Source organism: Streptomyces sp. NBC_00988 (genome assembly GCF_045162645.1).
Lineage (GTDB): Bacteria > Actinomycetota > Actinomycetes > Streptomycetales > Streptomycetaceae > Streptomyces.
Genome location: NZ_CP108730.1, coordinates 4,989,762 through 5,006,369 on the forward strand (window position 1 = coordinate 4,989,762; position 16,608 = coordinate 5,006,369).

Below are 16,608 nucleotides of genomic sequence, written 5' to 3' on the forward strand. Positions count from 1 at the left end.
CGCAGGGAGGGACCCGTCACCCCAAGTGCGTAGCCGCGAACATCCGCAACACAGCCGGCAGTACGACCACGGACGGCCCCGGCTCCCCCAGCGCCTTCGCCAGGTCCGCCTCCAGCGCCTCCGGCGAAGTCCGCACTCCCCGCACCCCGAACGACTCCGCCAGCGCCACATAATCCGGCCGGGTCAACTCCGTCGCCGTGGCCTCGCCGAACGCGTCCGTCATGTACTCGCGGAGGATGCCGTAGCCGCCGTCGTCGACGATGAGCCACGTGACGTTCAGGTCGTACTGCCTGGCCGTGGCCAGCTCCGCGATGGAGTACAGCGCGCCCCCGTCCCCCGACACCGCCAGCACCGGACGCGTCGGGTCCGCCGCGGCCGCGCCCAGCGCCGCCGGGAAGCCGTAGCCGAGGCCGCCGGCGCCCTGGGCGGAGTGGAGGTGGTTGGGGCCCTTCGCGTCGAAGGCCGACCAGGCCCAGTAGGCGAGGATCGTCATGTCCCAGAAGGACGGGGAGTTGGGCGGTAGGGCCCTGCGTACCGACTCCAACACGCCCTGTTCCAGGGTCAGTTCCTGGGACGCGATGCGTTCGCGGACCTTACCCAGCACCTCCGCCACCCGCACCGGCGCCGAAGTGTCCGCCCGCTCCGTCACCGTCTCCAGCAGCGCCTGCAGCCCGTGCCAGGCGTCCGCGTGGATGCCCAACGCCGGGTGGTTCGACTCCAGTTTGCCGAGGTCGGCCTCGATCTGGATGACGCGGCCGCGCGGTTTGAACGTGTGGTAGTTCGAGGAGAGTTCGCCCAGGCCCGAGCCCACCACCAGTACTACGTCCGCGTCCTCCAGGAAGTCCGTCGTATAGCGGTCCTCCAGCCACGACTGCAACGACAGCGGATGGGTCCACGGGAAGGCGCCCTTCCCACCCGGCGTCGTCACCACCGGCGCCCGGAGTTTCTCCGCCAGCTGCCGCAGCTTCTTCGACGCGTCCGCCCGTACGACTCCCCCGCCCGCGATGATCGCGGGGCGGGCCGCGCGCGACAGCAAGTCCGCTGCTACGGCGGTCAGTTCGGGGCGGGGCAGAACGTCCTCCGGTGTCGCGTCCACCGCCGTCACCACCGGGAGGAGGGTCGGAGCCAGCAGCACGTCCTGGGGGATCTCCACCCACACCGGGCCGTGCGGAGCCGTCAGCGCCGACTTCCAGGCCTCCGCGATCGCGGACGGGATCTGCGACTGGGTGCGGACGGTGTGGACCGACTTCACCACGCCCCTGAACGAGGCGGACTGGTCCGGGAGTTCGTGGAGGTAGCCGTGGCGGCCGCCGCCCAGACCGGGGGTCGGGATCTGGCTGCTGATCGCCAGGACGGGGGCCGAGGCCGCCCGTGCCTCCTGGAGCGCCGCCAGTGAAGTCAGCGCGCCCGGGCCCGTGGACAGCAGCAGCGGTGCCGCCTCGCCCGTGATGCGGCCGTACGCGTCGGCCGCGAACCCGGCGTTGTTCTCCACCCGCAGGCCGATGTACCGGAGGTCGGAACGGCGCAGCGCGTCGAACATGCCGAGCGCGTGCTGGCCCGGCAGGCCGAACACCGTCGTCGCGCCGAGACCCGCCAGGGTCTCCACGACCAGGTCACCGCCGTTGCGCCCGGGAGGAGGATTCAGCGCGGCCTCCGTCTGAGCCGCGGTCGGGCGGAGTTCCAGGTCGTGGTCGTGGGTCACTTCGAACGAGCCTCGGCAATCTGACGGGACATGATCGTGATCAGGTCGTACGCGGTGTGCGACGCGGCCACCGACGTGATCTCGGCGTGGTCGTACGCCGGTGCCACCTCGACGACGTCCGCCGACACCAGGTTGCAGGATGCCAGGCCGCGCAGGATCTCCAGAAGTTCGCGGGAGGTCAGGCCGCCGGCCTCGGGCGTGCCGGTGCCGGGTGCGTGGGCCGGGTCGAGGCAGTCGATGTCGATGGAGATGTAGAGGGGGCGGTCGCCGATGCGCTGGCGCAGCTGGTCGGCGACCTCGTCGGCGCCCCGGCGGTACACGTCCGCCGACGTGACGATGCCGAAGCCCATCTTCTCGTCGTCCTTGAGGTCCTGCTTGCCGTACAGCGGACCGCGGATACCGACGTGCGAGAGCGCCTCCGTGTCGAGGATGCCCTCCTCAACTGCCCTGCGGAACGGCGTCCCGTGCGTGTACTCCGCGCCGAAGTACGTGTCCCAGGTGTCGAGATGGGCGTCGAAGTGCAGCAGCGCCACCGGGCCGTGCTTCTTCGCCACCGAGCGCAGCAGCGGGAGCGCGATCGTGTGGTCGCCGCCCAGGGTCATCAACCGCGCGCCGGTGCCCAGGAGTTGGTCCGTCGCGGCCTCGATGGTCTCGACGGCCTCGTTGATGTTGAACGGGTTCGCCGCGATGTCGCCGGCGTCCGCGACCTGCGCGAGCGCGAACGGGGACGCGTCCTGCGCCGGGTTGTACGGCCGCAGCAGCCGGGACGCCTCGCGGATCGCGTTGCCGCCGAAGCGCGCGCCCGGCCGGTACGAGACACCGGCGTCGAACGGCACCCCGACCACCGCCACGTCCGCGGTGCCGACCTCGTCCAGGCGCGGCAGCCGGGCGTAGGTCGCGGGTCCGGCGTACCGCGGGGTGCGGGAGGAGTCGACCGGGCCTCGGGGCGTCTCGTTGCTGGTCATGGGCACTGCCTTCTTTCCTACGCTTCGTCGCGTATGGGTTCTTTGTACGTTCGGCTACGACTCTACTGGTGGGCGGCGACCCGATCGGACGCGCGTTCGGCTGCGCCGCGCCCCGCGAGCCGGTCCCGCCACGCGGCGAGTACGGCCGCGTCGGTCGCCGGCGTGGCGAGGGAGACGGTCACATAGGCGGCCAGAGACAGCAACAGGCCGTAGTACACAGGCTCGTTGGCGAGGATGCCGTAGCCCGCCATCAGGCCGACGACCGCGAGGCCGCCGACGGTCACCGAGGCGAGCGCGCCCTGTGCGGTGCCGCGCTTCCACAGCAGGCCGCCGAGGATCGGGACGAGGAGTCCGCCGACGAGGAGGTTGTAGGCGACGGTCAGCGCCTCCACGACGTTGTTCAGCGCGATCGCCGTGACGATCACCGCGACGCCCATGACGAGGATGAAGACGCGGTTGCCGCGCACCTCGTCGCGCTCCTCGTCGTCCTCCCGCCGTACGGCGCCCCGCAGCCGCGACCAGATGTCGTTGTTGGCCACCGTGGCGCAGGCGATCAGCGCGCCGGACGACGTCGACATCACGGCGGCCAGGGCGGCGGCGAGCACCAACCCCCGTACGCCGACCGGGAGTTCGTCCTTGACGATGGTCGCGAAGGCGTCGTCCGGGCTGCCGAGGTTCGGGTAGAGGACCTTGGCCGCCGTGCCGATGACGGCGCCCGCGACGGCGTAGACGAGGCAGTAGGTGCCCGCGACCGTGCCGCCCCACTTGGCGGTCCTGTCGCTGCCCGCCGTGAACACGCGCTGCCAGATGTCCTGGCCGATGAGCATGCCGAACGTGTAGATCAGGACGTAGGTGAAGATCGTCTCGCCGCCGATGCCCAGCGGGTCGAAGTACTCGGTGGGCAGCTTCGCCTTCATCTCGCTGAAGCCACCCGCCTTGACCACCGCGATCGGCAGGAGCAGGAGCAGCACGCCGATCGTCTTCACCACGAACTGCACCATGTCCGTCAGCGTGATGGACCACATGCCGCCGAGCGTCGAGTACGCGACGACGATCGAGCCGCCGAGGACGATCGCGAGGGTGCGGTTCATGTCGAAGAGGACGTCGAAGATCGTGGCGTAGGCGATGGTCGAGGTGACCGCCAGCATCAAGGTGTACGCCCACATGACGATGCCGGAGATGACGCCCGCGCGGCCGCCGTACCTGAGATCGAGCATCTCGGAGACGGTGTACACCTTCAGGCGGGCGATGCGGGCGGAGAAGAAGACGGAGAGGGCGAGCAGGCCGAGGCCGATGGTGAAGACCATCCAGGCGCCGGAGAGGCCGTACCGATAGCCGAGACCGACTCCACCTATGGTGGACGCGCCGCCCAGGACGATCGCCGCCATGGTGCCGGAGTACATGACCGGGCCCAGGCGGCGGCCCGCGACCAGGAAGTCGCTCTTGGACTTGGCGCGGCGCATGCCCCACCAGCCCATGGCCAGCATGCCGGCCAGGTAGACGACGATCACGGTGTAGTCGACGGCCATACGGGGGCCTCCTTCGCGCGCGCTGTCGGGGTCGTCCCGGTGTCTCGGGGGGGGCTTGCGGCCACGCTCGGGTGGCTTGCGTCGCGACTGACCCTAGGTGGCCGGAAAGCGGCTGCGAAGTGTACGTTTCATCCATCCGAGCCCGAGGTGATGGAGGAAACGTCCACCATGCCGGACCTCACGGTTCCGCCCACACCGCCCACCCCACCCGTGCTTCTCTCCGCCCTCCTGGCCCGCGAGGACCTGGGGCTGCGGCAGATCGCCGGGCCGTCCGACCCCGACGTCGCGATCCACTGGGCGCACACGTCGGAGATGCCGGACCCGTATCCGTACCTGCTGGGCGGCGAACTGCTGCTCACGGCAGGGGTCCACATCCCGGACGCGGCCGGCTCGGGCACGTACTTCGCCGACTACGTCTCCCGGATCGTCGAGGCGGGCGGCGTGGCCCTCGGCTTCGGCGTCGCACCGGTCCACGACACGGTGCCGCGCGCCCTGGTCGCGGCCTGCGACCACTACGACCTCCCCCTACTGGAAGTCCCGCCGCCCACCCCGTTCTCCCGCGTGGCCCGCGCGGTCTGGCAACTGATGGCCCAGGCCCGCCTCGCCGAACTCCGCCGCGTCACCGAGGCCCAGCAGAGCCTCGCGGCAGCGGCCTCCCGCCCGGATCCGGTCCCTTCGGTGCTACGCCAACTCGCCCAACGGGTCAGCGGCCGCGCGGTGCTGTACGGGCCGGACGGCACGGAGATCGCGGCGGGAGGACAGGGCGCGTCGGGGGCCGACATGGACACGCGGGAGGCGTTGGCGGGCCTGGCGCGGGTGGTACGGCCCACCGTCACGCTCTCTCCCCCTACGGCCTCCCCCACCCCCGCCGACAGCGCATCCCCGAACCGCCCCGCCCCCACCTCCGCCACCGACACCGTCCCCGGCGCCCACCTCGCCGCGTACGCCCTCGGTACCGGTCAGGGTTTCGTCCTGGGTGTCGCCGCCCCGCAGCGCGCCCCCGGCGACCACACCATCGCCTCCGTCGCCGCCGTACTCCTCTCCCTCCTCACCGGCGAACACCAGAGCCGCACGGGAGCGGACCGTTCGTCGGCGCTCGTACGGCTGCTGCTGGGTGCCCCGCCGGAGGACGTCGCGTCGCTGCTCGGCGGGGACCGGTGGGTCGTCGTGCACGCACGACCGGACACGCCCGCGCCCGACCCCGTCGCCGCGTCCGCGCTCGGCGCCGCCCTCGGTTCCACGCTGATCGACCGGACACCGGAGGTCGTACGGGTACTCCTCCCCACCGATCGCGAACCCGCTCCGCAACCCGGCTGGACCCTGGGGGTCAGCGCCCCCGTCACCCCCGAGGACTGGCCCGCCGCCGACACCCAGGCGTCCCGCGCCCTGGCCCGCGCCCGTGCGACCCGTACCCCGTTGGTACGACACGGTTCCTCCGGCCGCGCCGGTCTCGACGAACTCGTACCGCACGACGAGGCCGAGGCGCACGCCCGTACCCTGCTCGCCCCGCTCGCCGCGCACCCCGCGCTCACCGAGACCCTGCGCACCTGGCTCTCCCTGCACGGGAGTTGGGACCGTACGGCGGTCGCCCTGGCCGTGCACCGCAACACCGTGCGGCAGCGGATCGCCCGGTGCGCGGCACTGCTGGAGACGGACCTGGACGATCCGGACGTACGGATGGAGCTGTGGTTCGGCCTGCGTCACGTGTGAGTGGTCGCCGGTGAGTGATCCACATCCCAGCGTTCGGGACGTCGGGCGGGCGCACATCCCTCTGCTCCACAATGGGAACCATGCCGATACCCGGGACCCCCAGCCGCGCCGAGCTCGTCGATCACCTTGTGAAGACCCGTATCGCGGGCGACGTAGCCACGCCCCGTGAGAACAACCTCTCGCACTACCGCAAGCTCGCGAACGGCGACCGTCACTACTGGTTCGGCCTGGAGCTCGGCAGCCGCTGGACCGACGAGCAGGACGTGCTCGCGGTGATGGCGGAGCGGGTGGGTGTGAACGACGATCCCGAGTACCGCTACGGCCAGGACACCATCGACCCGGAGCTGACGGTCGAGGGTCTCGACCGGCTGGCGGCGCGGCTGCGCAAGGCGGCCGACGGGCGGCAGCGAGTGCTCTTCGCGACCGGTCACCCGGGTGGTCTGCTGGACGTGCACCGTGCCACGGCCGCCGCCCTGCGCACGGCCGGCTGCGAGATCGTCGTGATCCCGGAGGGGCTGCAGACCGAGGAGGGGTACGTCATGCAGTTCGCGGACGTGGCCGTCCTGGAGCACGGTGCGACGCTGTGGCACACGCACTCCGGTGAGCCGATGAAGGCGATCCTCACCGCCCTGGAGCGCGAGGGCCGCCCGCTGCCGGACCTGGTCGTCGCCGACCACGGCTGGGCGGGCTACGCGGGGCGGCACGGCGTCGACTCCGTCGGGTACGCCGACTCGAACGACCCGGCGCTCTTCCTCGCCGAGTCGGAGGGCACCGTCCAGGTGACGGTCCCCCTCGATGACCACGTCGTCAGCCCCAGGTACTACGACCCGATGACGGCGTATCTGCTCGCGGAGGCGGGACTCAGCTGAGGGTCGGGACTCGACTCCCCTGTCACGGCCAGGGGTTGAGCCCCTCCGCCCGGCGCTGCGCGTACCCCGGTGTCGGGTCCAGGTAGACCCGGTTCACCGACGGGAACGCCTCGCGCAGTCGCTGCTCGGCCTGTTCGCAGGCCCACTCGATCTGCGCGGCGCTCGACCGGTCCCGGAAGTCGATCTTCGCGGCCACCAGCGCCTCGCGCGGGCCCTGCACGAGGGTCGTCAACTCCAGTACGGCCTCGATGTGTTCGACCCCGAGCAGCTCCTCCCGGATGCGGTCCCGCATGGCCTTGGGGAGCGGGCGGCCGATGAGGAGTTCCGCGTTGGAGCGGCCGAGCACCCAGGCGACGTAGAGCAGCAGGGCGCCGATGCAGAGCGAGGCGATGCCGTCCCAGACGCCGGAACCCGTGAGCTGGCCGCCGAGCAGGCCGCCGGCCGCGAGGACCAGGCCGACCAGGGCGGCGGAGTCCTCAAGGACCACGGCCTTCACGGCGGTGTCGGGGGTGTAGCGGAGGTAGCGCTTGAAGGAGGCGTCGAAGCGGGCCGCCTCGCCGCGCGCCTGGCGTACGCCCGTCCGCAGGGAGTAGCCCTCCAGGAGGAAGGCGACGCCGAGCACGATGTAGGAGATGCGCGGGTCGCCGAGGTCCTCGCCGGCGACGAGGGTGTGGATGCCGTCGTAGATCGAGAAGACCGCGCCGCCGACGAAGGTGGCGACGGCGGCGAGCATCGCCCAGATGTAGCGCTCGGGGCCGTAGCCGAGGGGGTGTTCCTCGTCGGCGGGTTTGCTGCTGCGTTTGAGGGCGGTCAGGAGGAGGAGTTCGGTGACGGTGTCGGCGACCGAGTGCGCGGCCTCGGAGAGCATCGCGCTGGAGCCGCTGATGACGCCGGCGACCGCCTTGGCCAGGGCGATGCCCAGGTTGGCGACGGCCGCGACGATCACCGTGACGGTGGACTCGCCGCCGCCGTCACCTTCCTCTGTTTCTGCCATGGCCTCAGTGTTCCCGAGGAACCCGGACCACGCCCTCCTGAATGACCGAGATGGCCAATTGCCCGTCCTGCGTGTAGATCCGCGCCTGCCCGAGCCCCCGCCCGCCGGACGCCGACGGCGACTCCTGGTCGTAGAGCAGCCACTCGTCCGCGCGGAACGGCCGGTGGAACCACATCGCGTGGTCGAGCGACGCGCCTACGACATCCCCTACGGCCCAGCCGCCGCGGCCGTGCGCGAGGAGGATCGAGTCGAGGAGCGTCATGTCGGAGACGTAGGTCGCGAGTACTACGTGGAGGAGCGGGTCGTCGGCGAGCTTGCCGTTGGTGCGGAACCAGACCTGCGAGTGCGGTTCGCGGGGCTCACCGAACTTGCCGTACGGCGGCTCCTCGACGTAGCGCAGGTCGATGGCCTCGCGGGCCTCCAGGAACTTCTCCACGACCTCGGGGGCGAGATGGTCGTAGCCGCTGAGCCGCTCCGCGGAGGTGGGCAGCGTGACCGGGTCGGGGGCGGCCGGCATGGGGGCCTGGTGCTCGAAGCCGTCCTCGTGTTTCTGGAAGGACGCGGACAGGGCGAAGATCGGCTGTCCGTGCTGGACGGCGACGGTGCGGCGGGCGCTGAAGGAGCGGCCGTCGTTCATGCGCTCGACGGTGTAGACGATGGGCGCGCCGGGGTCGCCGGGGCGCAGGAAGTACGCGTGCAGGGAGTGGGCGAGGCGGTCCTCGGGGACCGTGCGCCCGGCGGCGACGAGGGCCTGGGCCGCCACCTGTCCGCCGAAGACGCGGGGGACGACGGCGGCCTGGGACCGGCCGCGGAAGATGTTCTCCTCGATCTGCTCAAGGTCGAGCAGATCGAGGAGAGACTGAAGTGCCTGACTCATGGAGTCTTTTCTACTGGCCAGTAATTTCCGGGACCTTACGGGTCCGTGTCCTGGAGCCTGCTGAGGCCCGTGACCTGGAGCCTTCTTACAGGCCCATGTCCTTCGCGATGATCGTCTTCATGATCTCGCTGGTGCCGCCGTAGATGCGGTTGACGCGGTTGTCCGCGTACAGGCGGGCGATCGGGTACTCGTTCATGAAGCCGTAGCCGCCGTGCAGCTGGAGGCAGCGGTCGATCACGCGGTGGGCGACCTCGGTGGTGAACAGCTTGGCGCTGGCCGCCTCGGCGGGGGTCAGCTCACCGGCGTCCAGGGCCTCGGTCGCGCGGTCCACTACGGCCTCGGCGGCGTCCACCTCGGCCTGGCAGGCGGCCAGTTCGAACTTGGTGTTCTGGAACGCGGCGACGGGCTGGCCGAAGACCACGCGCTCCTGGACGTACTGCTTCGCGAACCGGACAGCGGCCTTGGCCTGCGCGTACGCGCCGAAGGCGATGCCCCAGCGCTCGGAGGCGAGATTGTGGCCGAGGTAGGAGAAGCCCTTGTTCTCCTCGCCGAGGAGGTCCTCGACCGGGACCTTCACGTCGACGAACGCCAGCTCGGCGGTGTCGGAGGTCTTCAGGCCCAGCTTGTCGAGCTTGCGGCCGACCGAGTAGCCCTCGGCCTTGGTGTCCACCACGAAGAGGGAGATGCCGTGGCGGCGGTCCTCCTTGGTGGACGGGGAGGTGCGGGCGCAGACGATCATGCGGTCGGCGTGCACGCCGCCGGTGATGAAGGTCTTGGCGCCGTTGAGGACGTAGTGCGTGCCGTCCTCGGAGAGCTTGGCGGTGGTCTTCATGCCCGCGAGGTCGGAGCCGGTGCCCGGCTCGGTCATCGCGATCGCCCACATCTCCTCGCCGGAGACGAACTTCGGCAGGAACTTCTTCTTCTGCTCGTCGTTGGCGAGCAGCTTGATGTAGGGCAGGCCGAGCAGCACGTGCACACCGGAGCCGCCGAAGGAGACACCCGCGCGCGCGGTCTCCTCGTAGAGGACGGCCTCGAACTTGTACGAGTCGATGCCCGCGCCGCCGTACTCCTCGTCCACGCGGATGCCGAAGACGCCGAGCTCGGCGAGCTTGTAGTAGAAGTCGCGCGGCGCCTGGCCGGCCGCGAACCACTCGTCGTAGACGGGGACGACCTCGGCCTCGATGAAGGCCCGGAGGGTCTCCCGGAACGCCTCGTGGTCCTCGTCAAACACCGTACGGCGCACCGCCGCCACCTCCAGCTAGCCCAGGGTCGATTTCTAAGCGCTTGCTCAGAACATCACGGTACCGGCGAGTAGATCGAGCGTCCAGCGGAACGAGTACGTAACGCTCGTCACGCCGTCGCTCCGCTCAGCCACCCGCTCCTTGCCCACCCACCCGCCCGACCCGGCAGGCCAAGCCGCCCGACACGGGGCTCCGCCCCGGACCCCGACACAGCTGCGGCCCTCGACGCCGGCCCCGGCCCGCCCTCCGCGCCTACGACGCCCGGGCCCCGCCGAGGCTCAATTCCCACCCCCGTCACCCCGCCGAAGCCGCCGCCCCCAACGCCCCCCTCGCCATCCGGTGCAGCAGCTCCGCCGTAGCCCCCCGCCCGGGCAACGACCCCGGTCGCCCCAGATGCGGAGTCGAGTTGAGCAGCCCGAACACCGAGTGCACCGCCGACCGCGCGCTGGGTTCGGCCAGCTCCGGATAGACCTCTCGTACGACCTCCACCCACAACTCCACGTACTGGCGCTGGAGTTGACGCACCAGCTTGCGGTCCGTGTCCCGGAGTCGGTCCAGCTCCCGGTCGTGCAGCGTGATCAGGGGGCGGTCGTCCAGGGCGAAGTCGATGTGGCCCTCGATGAGTGAGTCGAGCAGTACCCCCGAAGACGTCACCCCCTCCGCCTCCGCCAGGCGGCGCTTCGCGCCCGTCAGGAGCTGGCCGCTGATGCCGACCAGCAGCTCCGCGAGCATCGCGTCCTTGCCCGGGAAGTGGCGGTACAGGCCGGGTCCGCTGATACCGACCGCCGCGCCTATCTCGTCGACCCCGACGCCGTGGAAACCCCGCTCGGCGAAGAGCCGCGCGGCCTCCTTGAGGATCTGCTCGCGGCGGGTGGGGGCGTCGGTTCTCGTGGTCATGGAAGCAATTCTAGACAGGGAGGTTAGCGGTCGTTAACCTGAAGGAAATGGTTAACGCTCATTAACAGTCGAGAGCGGCCGATCGCTGTGCGAGGGGACCCACAGAATGCAAGAGGCACCGGAGCTGACGAGCGCGGCAGATCCCGCGTCGGAGGCGTGGCGGGCCAACGAGGCGGCGCACCGCGCGCTGGGCGAGGAGCTGCGGCAGAAGCTCGCCGCGGCCCGGCTCGGCGGCGGTGAGCGGGCCCGGGACCGGCACACCGCGCGCGGCAAGCTGCTCCCCCGCGACCGCGTCGACACCCTCCTCGACCCCGGCTCGCCCTTCCTGGAGCTGGCCCCCCTCGGCGCCGACGGCATGTACGACGGTGCCGCCCCCGCCGCCGGTGTCATCGCCGGGATCGGCCGGGTCAGCGGCCGCGAGTGCGTGATCGTCGCCAACGACGCCACGGTCAAGGGCGGGACGTACTACCCGATGACCGTGAAGAAGCATCTGCGCGCCCAGGAGATCGCCCTCGAAAACCGCCTCCCCTGTATCTACCTCGTCGACTCCGGGGGCGCGTTTCTGCCCATGCAGGACGAGGTGTTCCCGGACCGGGACCACTTCGGGCGGATCTTCTACAACCAGGCCCGGATGTCGGGGGCGGGGATTCCGCAGATCGCCGCCGTGCTGGGGTCCTGCACCGCCGGGGGCGCCTACGTCCCCGCCATGAGCGACGAGGCCGTGATCGTCCGGAACCAGGGGACGATCTTCCTGGGCGGGCCGCCCCTCGTGAAGGCCGCCACCGGTGAGGTCGTGACCGCCGAGGAGCTGGGCGGCGGCGACGTCCACGCACGCGTGTCGGGCGTCACCGACCACCTCGCGGAGGACGACGCGCACGCTCTGCGGATCGTCAGGAACATCGCCGCCACGCTCCCCGCGCGCGGGGCCCTCCCCTGGGAGGTCACCGAGTCGGTGGAGCCCAAGGTCGACCCGTACGGGATCTACGGCGCCGTCCCCGTCGACTCCCGTACCCCCTACGACGTACGGGAGATCATCGCGCGCGTGGTCGACGGCTCCCGTTTCGCCGAGTTCAAGGCCGAGTTCGGGCAGACCCTGGTCACCGGCTTCGCGCGCATCCACGGCCACCCGGTCGGCATCGTCGCCAACAACGGCATCCTGTTCTCCGAATCGGCCCAGAAGGGCGCCCACTTCATCGAGCTGTGCGACCAGCGCGGCATCCCCCTGGTGTTCCTCCAGAACATCTCGGGGTTCATGGTCGGCAAGGACTACGAGGCGGGCGGCATCGCCAAGCACGGCGCCAAGATGGTCACCGCCGTCGCCTGCGCGCGCGTGCCGAAGCTGACGGTGGTGGTCGGCGGCTCGTACGGCGCGGGCAACTACTCGATGTGCGGGCGGGCGTACTCCCCCCGCTTCCTGTGGATGTGGCCCGGCGCCAAGATCTCCGTCATGGGCGGCGAACAGGCCGCGTCGGTCCTCGCGACCGTGAAGCGGGACCAGTTGGAGGGGCGCGGGGAGTCCTGGCCGGCCGAGGACGAGGACGCCTTCAAGGACCCGATCCGGCAGCAGTACGAGCGCCAGGGCAACGCCTACTACGCCACCGCCCGCCTCTGGGACGACGGGGTCATCGACCCGACGGAGACCCGCCAGGTGCTGGGTCTGGCCCTGACCGCCTGTGCCAACGCGCCGCTGGGAGACCCCCAGTTCGGCGTCTTCCGGATGTGATGAGGATGCCTGAGATGGTCAACACATTCGAGACACCCGAGACGCCCGAGGTACCCGAGATGTTCGACACGGTCCTCGTCGCCAACCGGGGCGAGATCGCGGTCCGCGTCATCCGCACCCTGCGCTCGCTCGGCGTGCGCTCGGTGGCCGTCTTCTCCGACGCCGACGCGGACGCCCGGCACGTCCGCGAGGCCGACACGGCAGTACGGCTCGGCCCGGCTCCGGCGGCCGAGAGCTACCTGTCCGTGGAGCGGCTCCTGGAGGCGGCGGCCCGCTCCGGCGCGCAGGCCGTGCACCCGGGCTACGGCTTCCTCGCCGAGAACGCGGCCTTCGCGCGCGCGTGCGCCGACGCCGGGCTGGTCTTCATCGGTCCTCCGGCGGACGCGATCGCCCTCATGGGCGACAAGATCCGCGCCAAGGAGACGGTGGAGGCGGCCGGGGTCCCGGTCGTCCCCGGCGGCCGCGACCCCGAACTGGCCAAGGCGGCACACGAGTTGGGCGCCCCCGTCCTCCTCAAGCCGTCGGCCGGCGGCGGCGGCAAGGGCATGCGCCTGGTCCGCGACCTCACCCTCCTGGAGGAGGAGATCGCCGCCGCCCGCCGCGAGGCCCGCGCCTCCTTCGGCGACGACACCCTCCTGGTCGAGCGCTGGGTCGACCGCCCCCGCCACATCGAGATCCAGGTCCTGGCCGACGGTCACGGCAACGTCGTCCACCTCGGCGAACGCGAGTGCTCCTTGCAGCGCCGGCACCAGAAGGTCGTCGAGGAGGCCCCGAGCGTCCTCCTGGACGAGGCCACGCGCGCGGCGATGGGCGAGGCGGCCGTACAGGCGGCCCGCTCGTGCGGGTACGCGGGCGCGGGCACGGTCGAGTTCATCGTGCCGGGCAGCGACCCGTCGTCGTACTACTTCATGGAGATGAACACCCGCCTCCAAGTGGAGCACCCGGTAACGGAGTTGGTCACCGGGCTCGACCTCGTGGAGTGGCAGCTGCGGGTGGCGGCGGGCGAGCGACTGCCCTTCACGCAGGACGACATCAGGCTCACCGGGCACGCGGTGGAGGCGCGGATCTGCGCGGAAGACCCCGCACGCGGGTTCCTCCCCTCCGGCGGCACTGTGATCCGGCTGCACGAACCCCAGGGCGACGGCATCCGCACCGACTCCGGCCTCTCCGAAGGCACCGAGGTCGGCAGCCTCTACGACCCGATGCTCTCCAAGGTCATCGCCTACGGCCCCGACCGCGCGACCGCGCTCAGGAAGCTCAGGGCGGCCCTCGCGGACACGGTGACGTTGGGCGTGCCGACGAACGCCGGTTTCCTACGGCGCCTGCTGGCCCATCCGGCGGTCGTGGCGGGCGAGTTGGACACCGGGCTCGTCGAACGGGAGGCGGACTCCCTGGTGCCTGACGGGGTCCCCCCGGAGGTCTACGAGGCGGCAGCGGCCGTACGACTGGATGCTCTCCGCCCCGAGAACGACGGGTGGACCGACCCCTTCTCGGTGCCGGACGGGTGGCGGCTGGGCGGTACTCCCAAGCCGGTCGGCTTCCATCTCAGGGTGACCGAGCCCGTGGAGTACGTCCCGCGCGGCAGCCACACCGTTACCGCTGACCAGGTCGCCGTCACCCTCGACGGGGTGCGGCACACCTTCCACCGGGCCGGTGAGTGGCTGGGCCGGGACGGGGACGCCTGGCAGGTGCGGGACCACGATCCGGTGGCCGCCTCGCTCAGCGGGGCCGACCGGTCCGGTGCCGGTTCGCTGACCGCGCCGATGCCGGGGACGGTGACCGTGGTGAAGGTCGCCGTGGGGGATCAAGTGGCCGCGGGGCAGAGCCTGTTGGTGGTGGAGGCGATGAAGATGGAGCACGTCGTCTCCGCGCCGCACGCCGGCACCGTCGCCGAACTCGACGTGACACCCGGCGCGACGGTCGCCATGGACCAGGTACTGGCGGTCGTCACACCCGTGGAGGAGGACCAGTGACACGCGGACCAGAGACACTCCCGATGGTCGTACCGGCTCCCGGTCTGCCCGCCCGGGTGCGCATCCACGAGGTGGGCGCGCGGGACGGGCTGCAGAACGAGAAGTCGACCGTGCCCACGGAGGTGAAGGCCGAGTTCGTGCGGCGGCTGGCCGACGCGGGCCTGACCACGATCGAGGCGACGAGCTTCGTGCACCCCAAGTGGGTGCCCCAACTGGCCGACGCCGAGCAGCTGTTCCCGCTCGTGCGGGACCTGCCGGGCGTGCACCTCCCCGTCCTCGTGCCGAACGCCCGCGGACTCGACCGGGCGCTGTCCCTGAAGGCGACCCGCGTCGCCGTCTTCGCCAGCGCCACCGAGTCCTTCGCGAAGGCCAACCTCAACCGCACGGTGGACGAGTCGCTGGCCGTGTTCGCCCCGGTCGTGGCCCGCGCCAAGGACGAGGGCGCCCATGTGCGCGGCTACGTCTCCATGTGCTTCGGCGACCCCTGGGAGGGCACGGTCCCCATCGCCCAAGTGGTGCGGGTCTGCCGGGCGTTGGTCGACATGGGCTGCGACGAGCTGAGCCTCGGCGACACGATCGGCGTGGCAACTCCCGGACACGTACTGGAACTTCTCGCCGCGCTCAACGAACAGCACGTCCCCACCGACGTGTTGGGCGTGCACTTCCACGACACCTACGGCCAGGCACTGGCCAACACCTACGCGGCACTGGAGCACGGCGTCACCACCGTGGACGCCTCCGCGGGCGGCCTCGGCGGCTGCCCGTACGCCAAGTCCGCGACCGGCAACCTCGCCACCGAAGACCTCGTGTGGATGCTCCAGGGTCTCGGCATCGACTCCGGCGTCGACCTCGCCCGTCTCACCGCCACCAGCGTGTGGATGGCCGAACAACTGGGCCGACCCAGCCCGTCCCGCACCGTCCGCGCACTCGGTAAAACAGCACAGCCCCACAAGGAGCAGTGACCGCCATGGACCACCGTCTCTCCCCCGAGCTGGAAGAACTCCGCCGTACGGTCGAGGAGTTCGCGCACGACGTCGTCGCGCCGAAGATCGGCGACTTCTACGAGCGGCACGAGTTCCCGTACGAGATCGTCCGCGAGATGGGCCGCATGGGCCTGTTCGGGCTGCCGTTCCCCGAGGAGTACGGCGGGATGGGCGGCGACTACCTGGCGCTCGGCCTCGTGCTGGAGGAGCTGGCCCGGGTCGACTCGTCGGTCGCGATCACCCTGGAGGCCGGGGTGTCGCTGGGCGCGATGCCGATCCACCTCTTCGGCACCGACGCCCAGAAGGCCGAGTGGCTGCCCCGGCTGTGCTCCGGCGAGATCCTCGGCGCCTTCGGGCTGACCGAGCCGGACGGCGGCTCCGACGCGGGCGCGACGCGGACGACGGCACGCCTGGACCCGGACACCGACGAGTGGGTGATCAACGGTTCCAAGTGCTTCATCACCAACTCCGGTACGGACATCACCGGTCTGGTGACGGTCACCGCGGTCACCGGCCGCAAGCCCGACGGCAAGCCGCTGATCTCGTCGATCATCGTGCCGTCCGGGACCCCCGGCTTCACGGTCGCGGCGCCGTACTCGAAGGTCGGCTGGAACGCCTCCGACACCCGCGAGCTGTCCTTCGCGGACGTCCGGGTCCCGGCGGCGAACCTGCTCGGCGAACTCGGGCGCGGCTACGCCCAGTTCCTGCGCATCCTGGACGAGGGCCGCATCGCCATCGCGGCGCTCGCGACCGGTCTCGCCCAGGGCTGTGTCGACGAGTCGGTGAAGTACGCCAAGGAACGGCACGCGTTCGGGCGGCCGATCGGCGCCAACCAGGCCATCCAGTTCAAGATCGCCGACATGGAGATGAAGGCCCACACCTCCCGGCTGTCCTGGCGCGACGCGGCCTCCCGCCTGGTCGCCGGCGAACCCTTCAAGAAGGAGGCCGCCCTCGCCAAGCTGTACTCCTCCACGATCGCCGTCGACAACGCGCGTGATGCCACGCAGGTGCACGGCGGCTACGGCTTCATGAACGAGTACCCGGTGGCCCGTATGTGGCGCGACTCCAAGATCCTGGAGATCGGCGAGGGCACCAGCGAGGTCCAACGGATGCTGATCGCCCGCGAGTTGGGCCTCACGGGCTGA

General features: G+C 71.0%; 13 protein-coding genes. 6 read left to right on the forward strand and 7 right to left on the reverse strand.

The features are described from left to right. Positions 1-16 precede the first annotated feature (16 nt). From OG496_RS22655 to OG496_RS22665, 3 genes are all read right to left on the reverse strand, one after another. Entirely contained in the window at positions 17-1,702 is a 1,686-nt protein-coding gene (locus OG496_RS22655) for a thiamine pyrophosphate-binding protein (protein WP_405972191.1), read from the reverse strand. Beyond that, positions 1,699-2,667 carry an agmatinase gene (gene speB, locus OG496_RS22660; RefSeq protein WP_405972192.1) on the reverse strand — a complete coding sequence of 323 codons (969 nt, stop codon included), beginning with the start codon at positions 2,665-2,667 and terminating at the stop codon, positions 1,699-1,701. The genes OG496_RS22655 and speB overlap by 4 nt, the downstream gene beginning before the upstream one ends. A gap of 62 nt (positions 2,668-2,729) precedes the next feature. Continuing rightward, positions 2,730-4,196 (reverse strand): sodium:solute symporter, encoded by a 1,467-nt coding sequence (locus OG496_RS22665; RefSeq protein ID WP_405972193.1) that lies wholly within the window; start codon positions 4,194-4,196, stop codon positions 2,730-2,732. A 168-nt stretch (positions 4,197-4,364) separates the two neighbouring features. On the opposite strand from OG496_RS22665, the gene OG496_RS22670 reads away from it, so the two are divergent. Next, positions 4,365-5,906 carry a PucR family transcriptional regulator gene (locus OG496_RS22670; protein WP_405972194.1) on the forward strand — a complete coding sequence of 514 codons (1,542 nt, stop codon included), beginning with the start codon at positions 4,365-4,367 and terminating at the stop codon, positions 5,904-5,906. Positions 5,907-5,986: 80 nt separating this feature from the next. Continuing rightward, positions 5,987-6,775, forward strand: a complete 789-nt coding sequence (locus OG496_RS22675) for a phosphatase (protein WP_405972195.1) — start codon at positions 5,987-5,989, stop codon at positions 6,773-6,775. A gap of 22 nt (positions 6,776-6,797) precedes the next feature. On the opposite strand, the gene OG496_RS22680 is transcribed toward OG496_RS22675, so the two are convergent. The 4 genes from OG496_RS22680 to OG496_RS22695 all read right to left on the reverse strand — a co-directional run bounded on the left by OG496_RS22680 (position 6,798) and on the right by OG496_RS22695 (position 10,784). Beyond that, on the reverse strand, positions 6,798-7,769 hold the full coding sequence (locus OG496_RS22680) for a cation diffusion facilitator family transporter (protein WP_405972196.1): 972 nt from the start codon (positions 7,767-7,769) through the stop codon (positions 6,798-6,800). A 4-nt stretch (positions 7,770-7,773) separates the two neighbouring features. Further along, a complete protein-coding gene (locus tag OG496_RS22685) occupies positions 7,774-8,646 on the reverse strand; it encodes an acyl-CoA thioesterase II (protein WP_366490655.1) in 873 nt (290 codons plus the stop codon). A gap of 85 nt (positions 8,647-8,731) precedes the next feature. Next, positions 8,732-9,889 carry an acyl-CoA dehydrogenase family protein gene (locus tag OG496_RS22690; RefSeq protein ID WP_405972197.1) on the reverse strand — a complete coding sequence of 386 codons (1,158 nt, stop codon included), beginning with the start codon at positions 9,887-9,889 and terminating at the stop codon, positions 8,732-8,734. 292 nt (positions 9,890-10,181) lie between these two features. Continuing rightward, positions 10,182-10,784, reverse strand: a complete 603-nt coding sequence (locus OG496_RS22695) for a TetR/AcrR family transcriptional regulator (protein ID WP_366490653.1) — start codon at positions 10,782-10,784, stop codon at positions 10,182-10,184. A 106-nt stretch (positions 10,785-10,890) separates the two neighbouring features. On the opposite strand from OG496_RS22695, the gene OG496_RS22700 reads away from it, so the two are divergent. Genes OG496_RS22700 through OG496_RS22715 form a run of 4 tightly spaced genes read left to right on the forward strand, consistent with a single transcriptional unit; the run spans position 10,891 to position 16,608 of the window. Beyond that, on the forward strand, positions 10,891-12,507 hold the full coding sequence (locus OG496_RS22700) for a carboxyl transferase domain-containing protein (RefSeq protein ID WP_405972198.1): 1,617 nt from the start codon (positions 10,891-10,893) through the stop codon (positions 12,505-12,507). Positions 12,508-12,566: 59 nt separating this feature from the next. Beyond that, positions 12,567-14,480, forward strand: a complete 1,914-nt coding sequence (locus OG496_RS22705; protein ID WP_405976682.1) for an acetyl/propionyl/methylcrotonyl-CoA carboxylase subunit alpha — start codon at positions 12,567-12,569, stop codon at positions 14,478-14,480. Positions 14,481-14,503: 23 nt separating this feature from the next. After that, positions 14,504-15,442 (forward strand): hydroxymethylglutaryl-CoA lyase, encoded by a 939-nt coding sequence (locus OG496_RS22710; protein ID WP_405976683.1) that lies wholly within the window; start codon positions 14,504-14,506, stop codon positions 15,440-15,442. A 5-nt stretch (positions 15,443-15,447) separates the two neighbouring features. After that, a complete protein-coding gene (locus OG496_RS22715) occupies positions 15,448-16,608 on the forward strand; it encodes an acyl-CoA dehydrogenase family protein (protein WP_329350783.1) in 1,161 nt (386 codons plus the stop codon).

Excerpts from the sequence above, each read along its gene's own strand:
- speB (WP_405972192.1), bottom strand. The coding sequence starts at position 2,667 with ATGACCAGCAACGAGACGCCCCGAGGCCCGGTCGACTCCTCCCGCACC.
- OG496_RS22705 (WP_405976682.1), top strand. The coding sequence starts at position 12,567 with ATGTTCGACACGGTCCTCGTCGCCAACCGGGGCGAGATCGCGGTCCGC.
- OG496_RS22700 (WP_405972198.1), top strand. The coding sequence starts at position 10,891 with ATGCAAGAGGCACCGGAGCTGACGAGCGCGGCAGATCCCGCGTCGGAG.
- OG496_RS22680 (WP_405972196.1), bottom strand. The coding sequence starts at position 7,769 with ATGGCAGAAACAGAGGAAGGTGACGGCGGCGGCGAGTCCACCGTCACG.
- OG496_RS22710 (WP_405976683.1), top strand. The coding sequence starts at position 14,504 with ATGGTCGTACCGGCTCCCGGTCTGCCCGCCCGGGTGCGCATCCACGAG.
- OG496_RS22685 (WP_366490655.1), bottom strand. The coding sequence starts at position 8,646 with ATGAGTCAGGCACTTCAGTCTCTCCTCGATCTGCTCGACCTTGAGCAG.
- OG496_RS22665 (WP_405972193.1), bottom strand. The coding sequence starts at position 4,196 with ATGGCCGTCGACTACACCGTGATCGTCGTCTACCTGGCCGGCATGCTG.
- OG496_RS22675 (WP_405972195.1), top strand. The coding sequence starts at position 5,987 with ATGCCGATACCCGGGACCCCCAGCCGCGCCGAGCTCGTCGATCACCTT.
- OG496_RS22715 (WP_329350783.1), top strand. The coding sequence starts at position 15,448 with ATGGACCACCGTCTCTCCCCCGAGCTGGAAGAACTCCGCCGTACGGTC.
- OG496_RS22695 (WP_366490653.1), bottom strand. The coding sequence starts at position 10,784 with ATGACCACGAGAACCGACGCCCCCACCCGCCGCGAGCAGATCCTCAAG.
- OG496_RS22670 (WP_405972194.1), top strand. The coding sequence starts at position 4,365 with ATGCCGGACCTCACGGTTCCGCCCACACCGCCCACCCCACCCGTGCTT.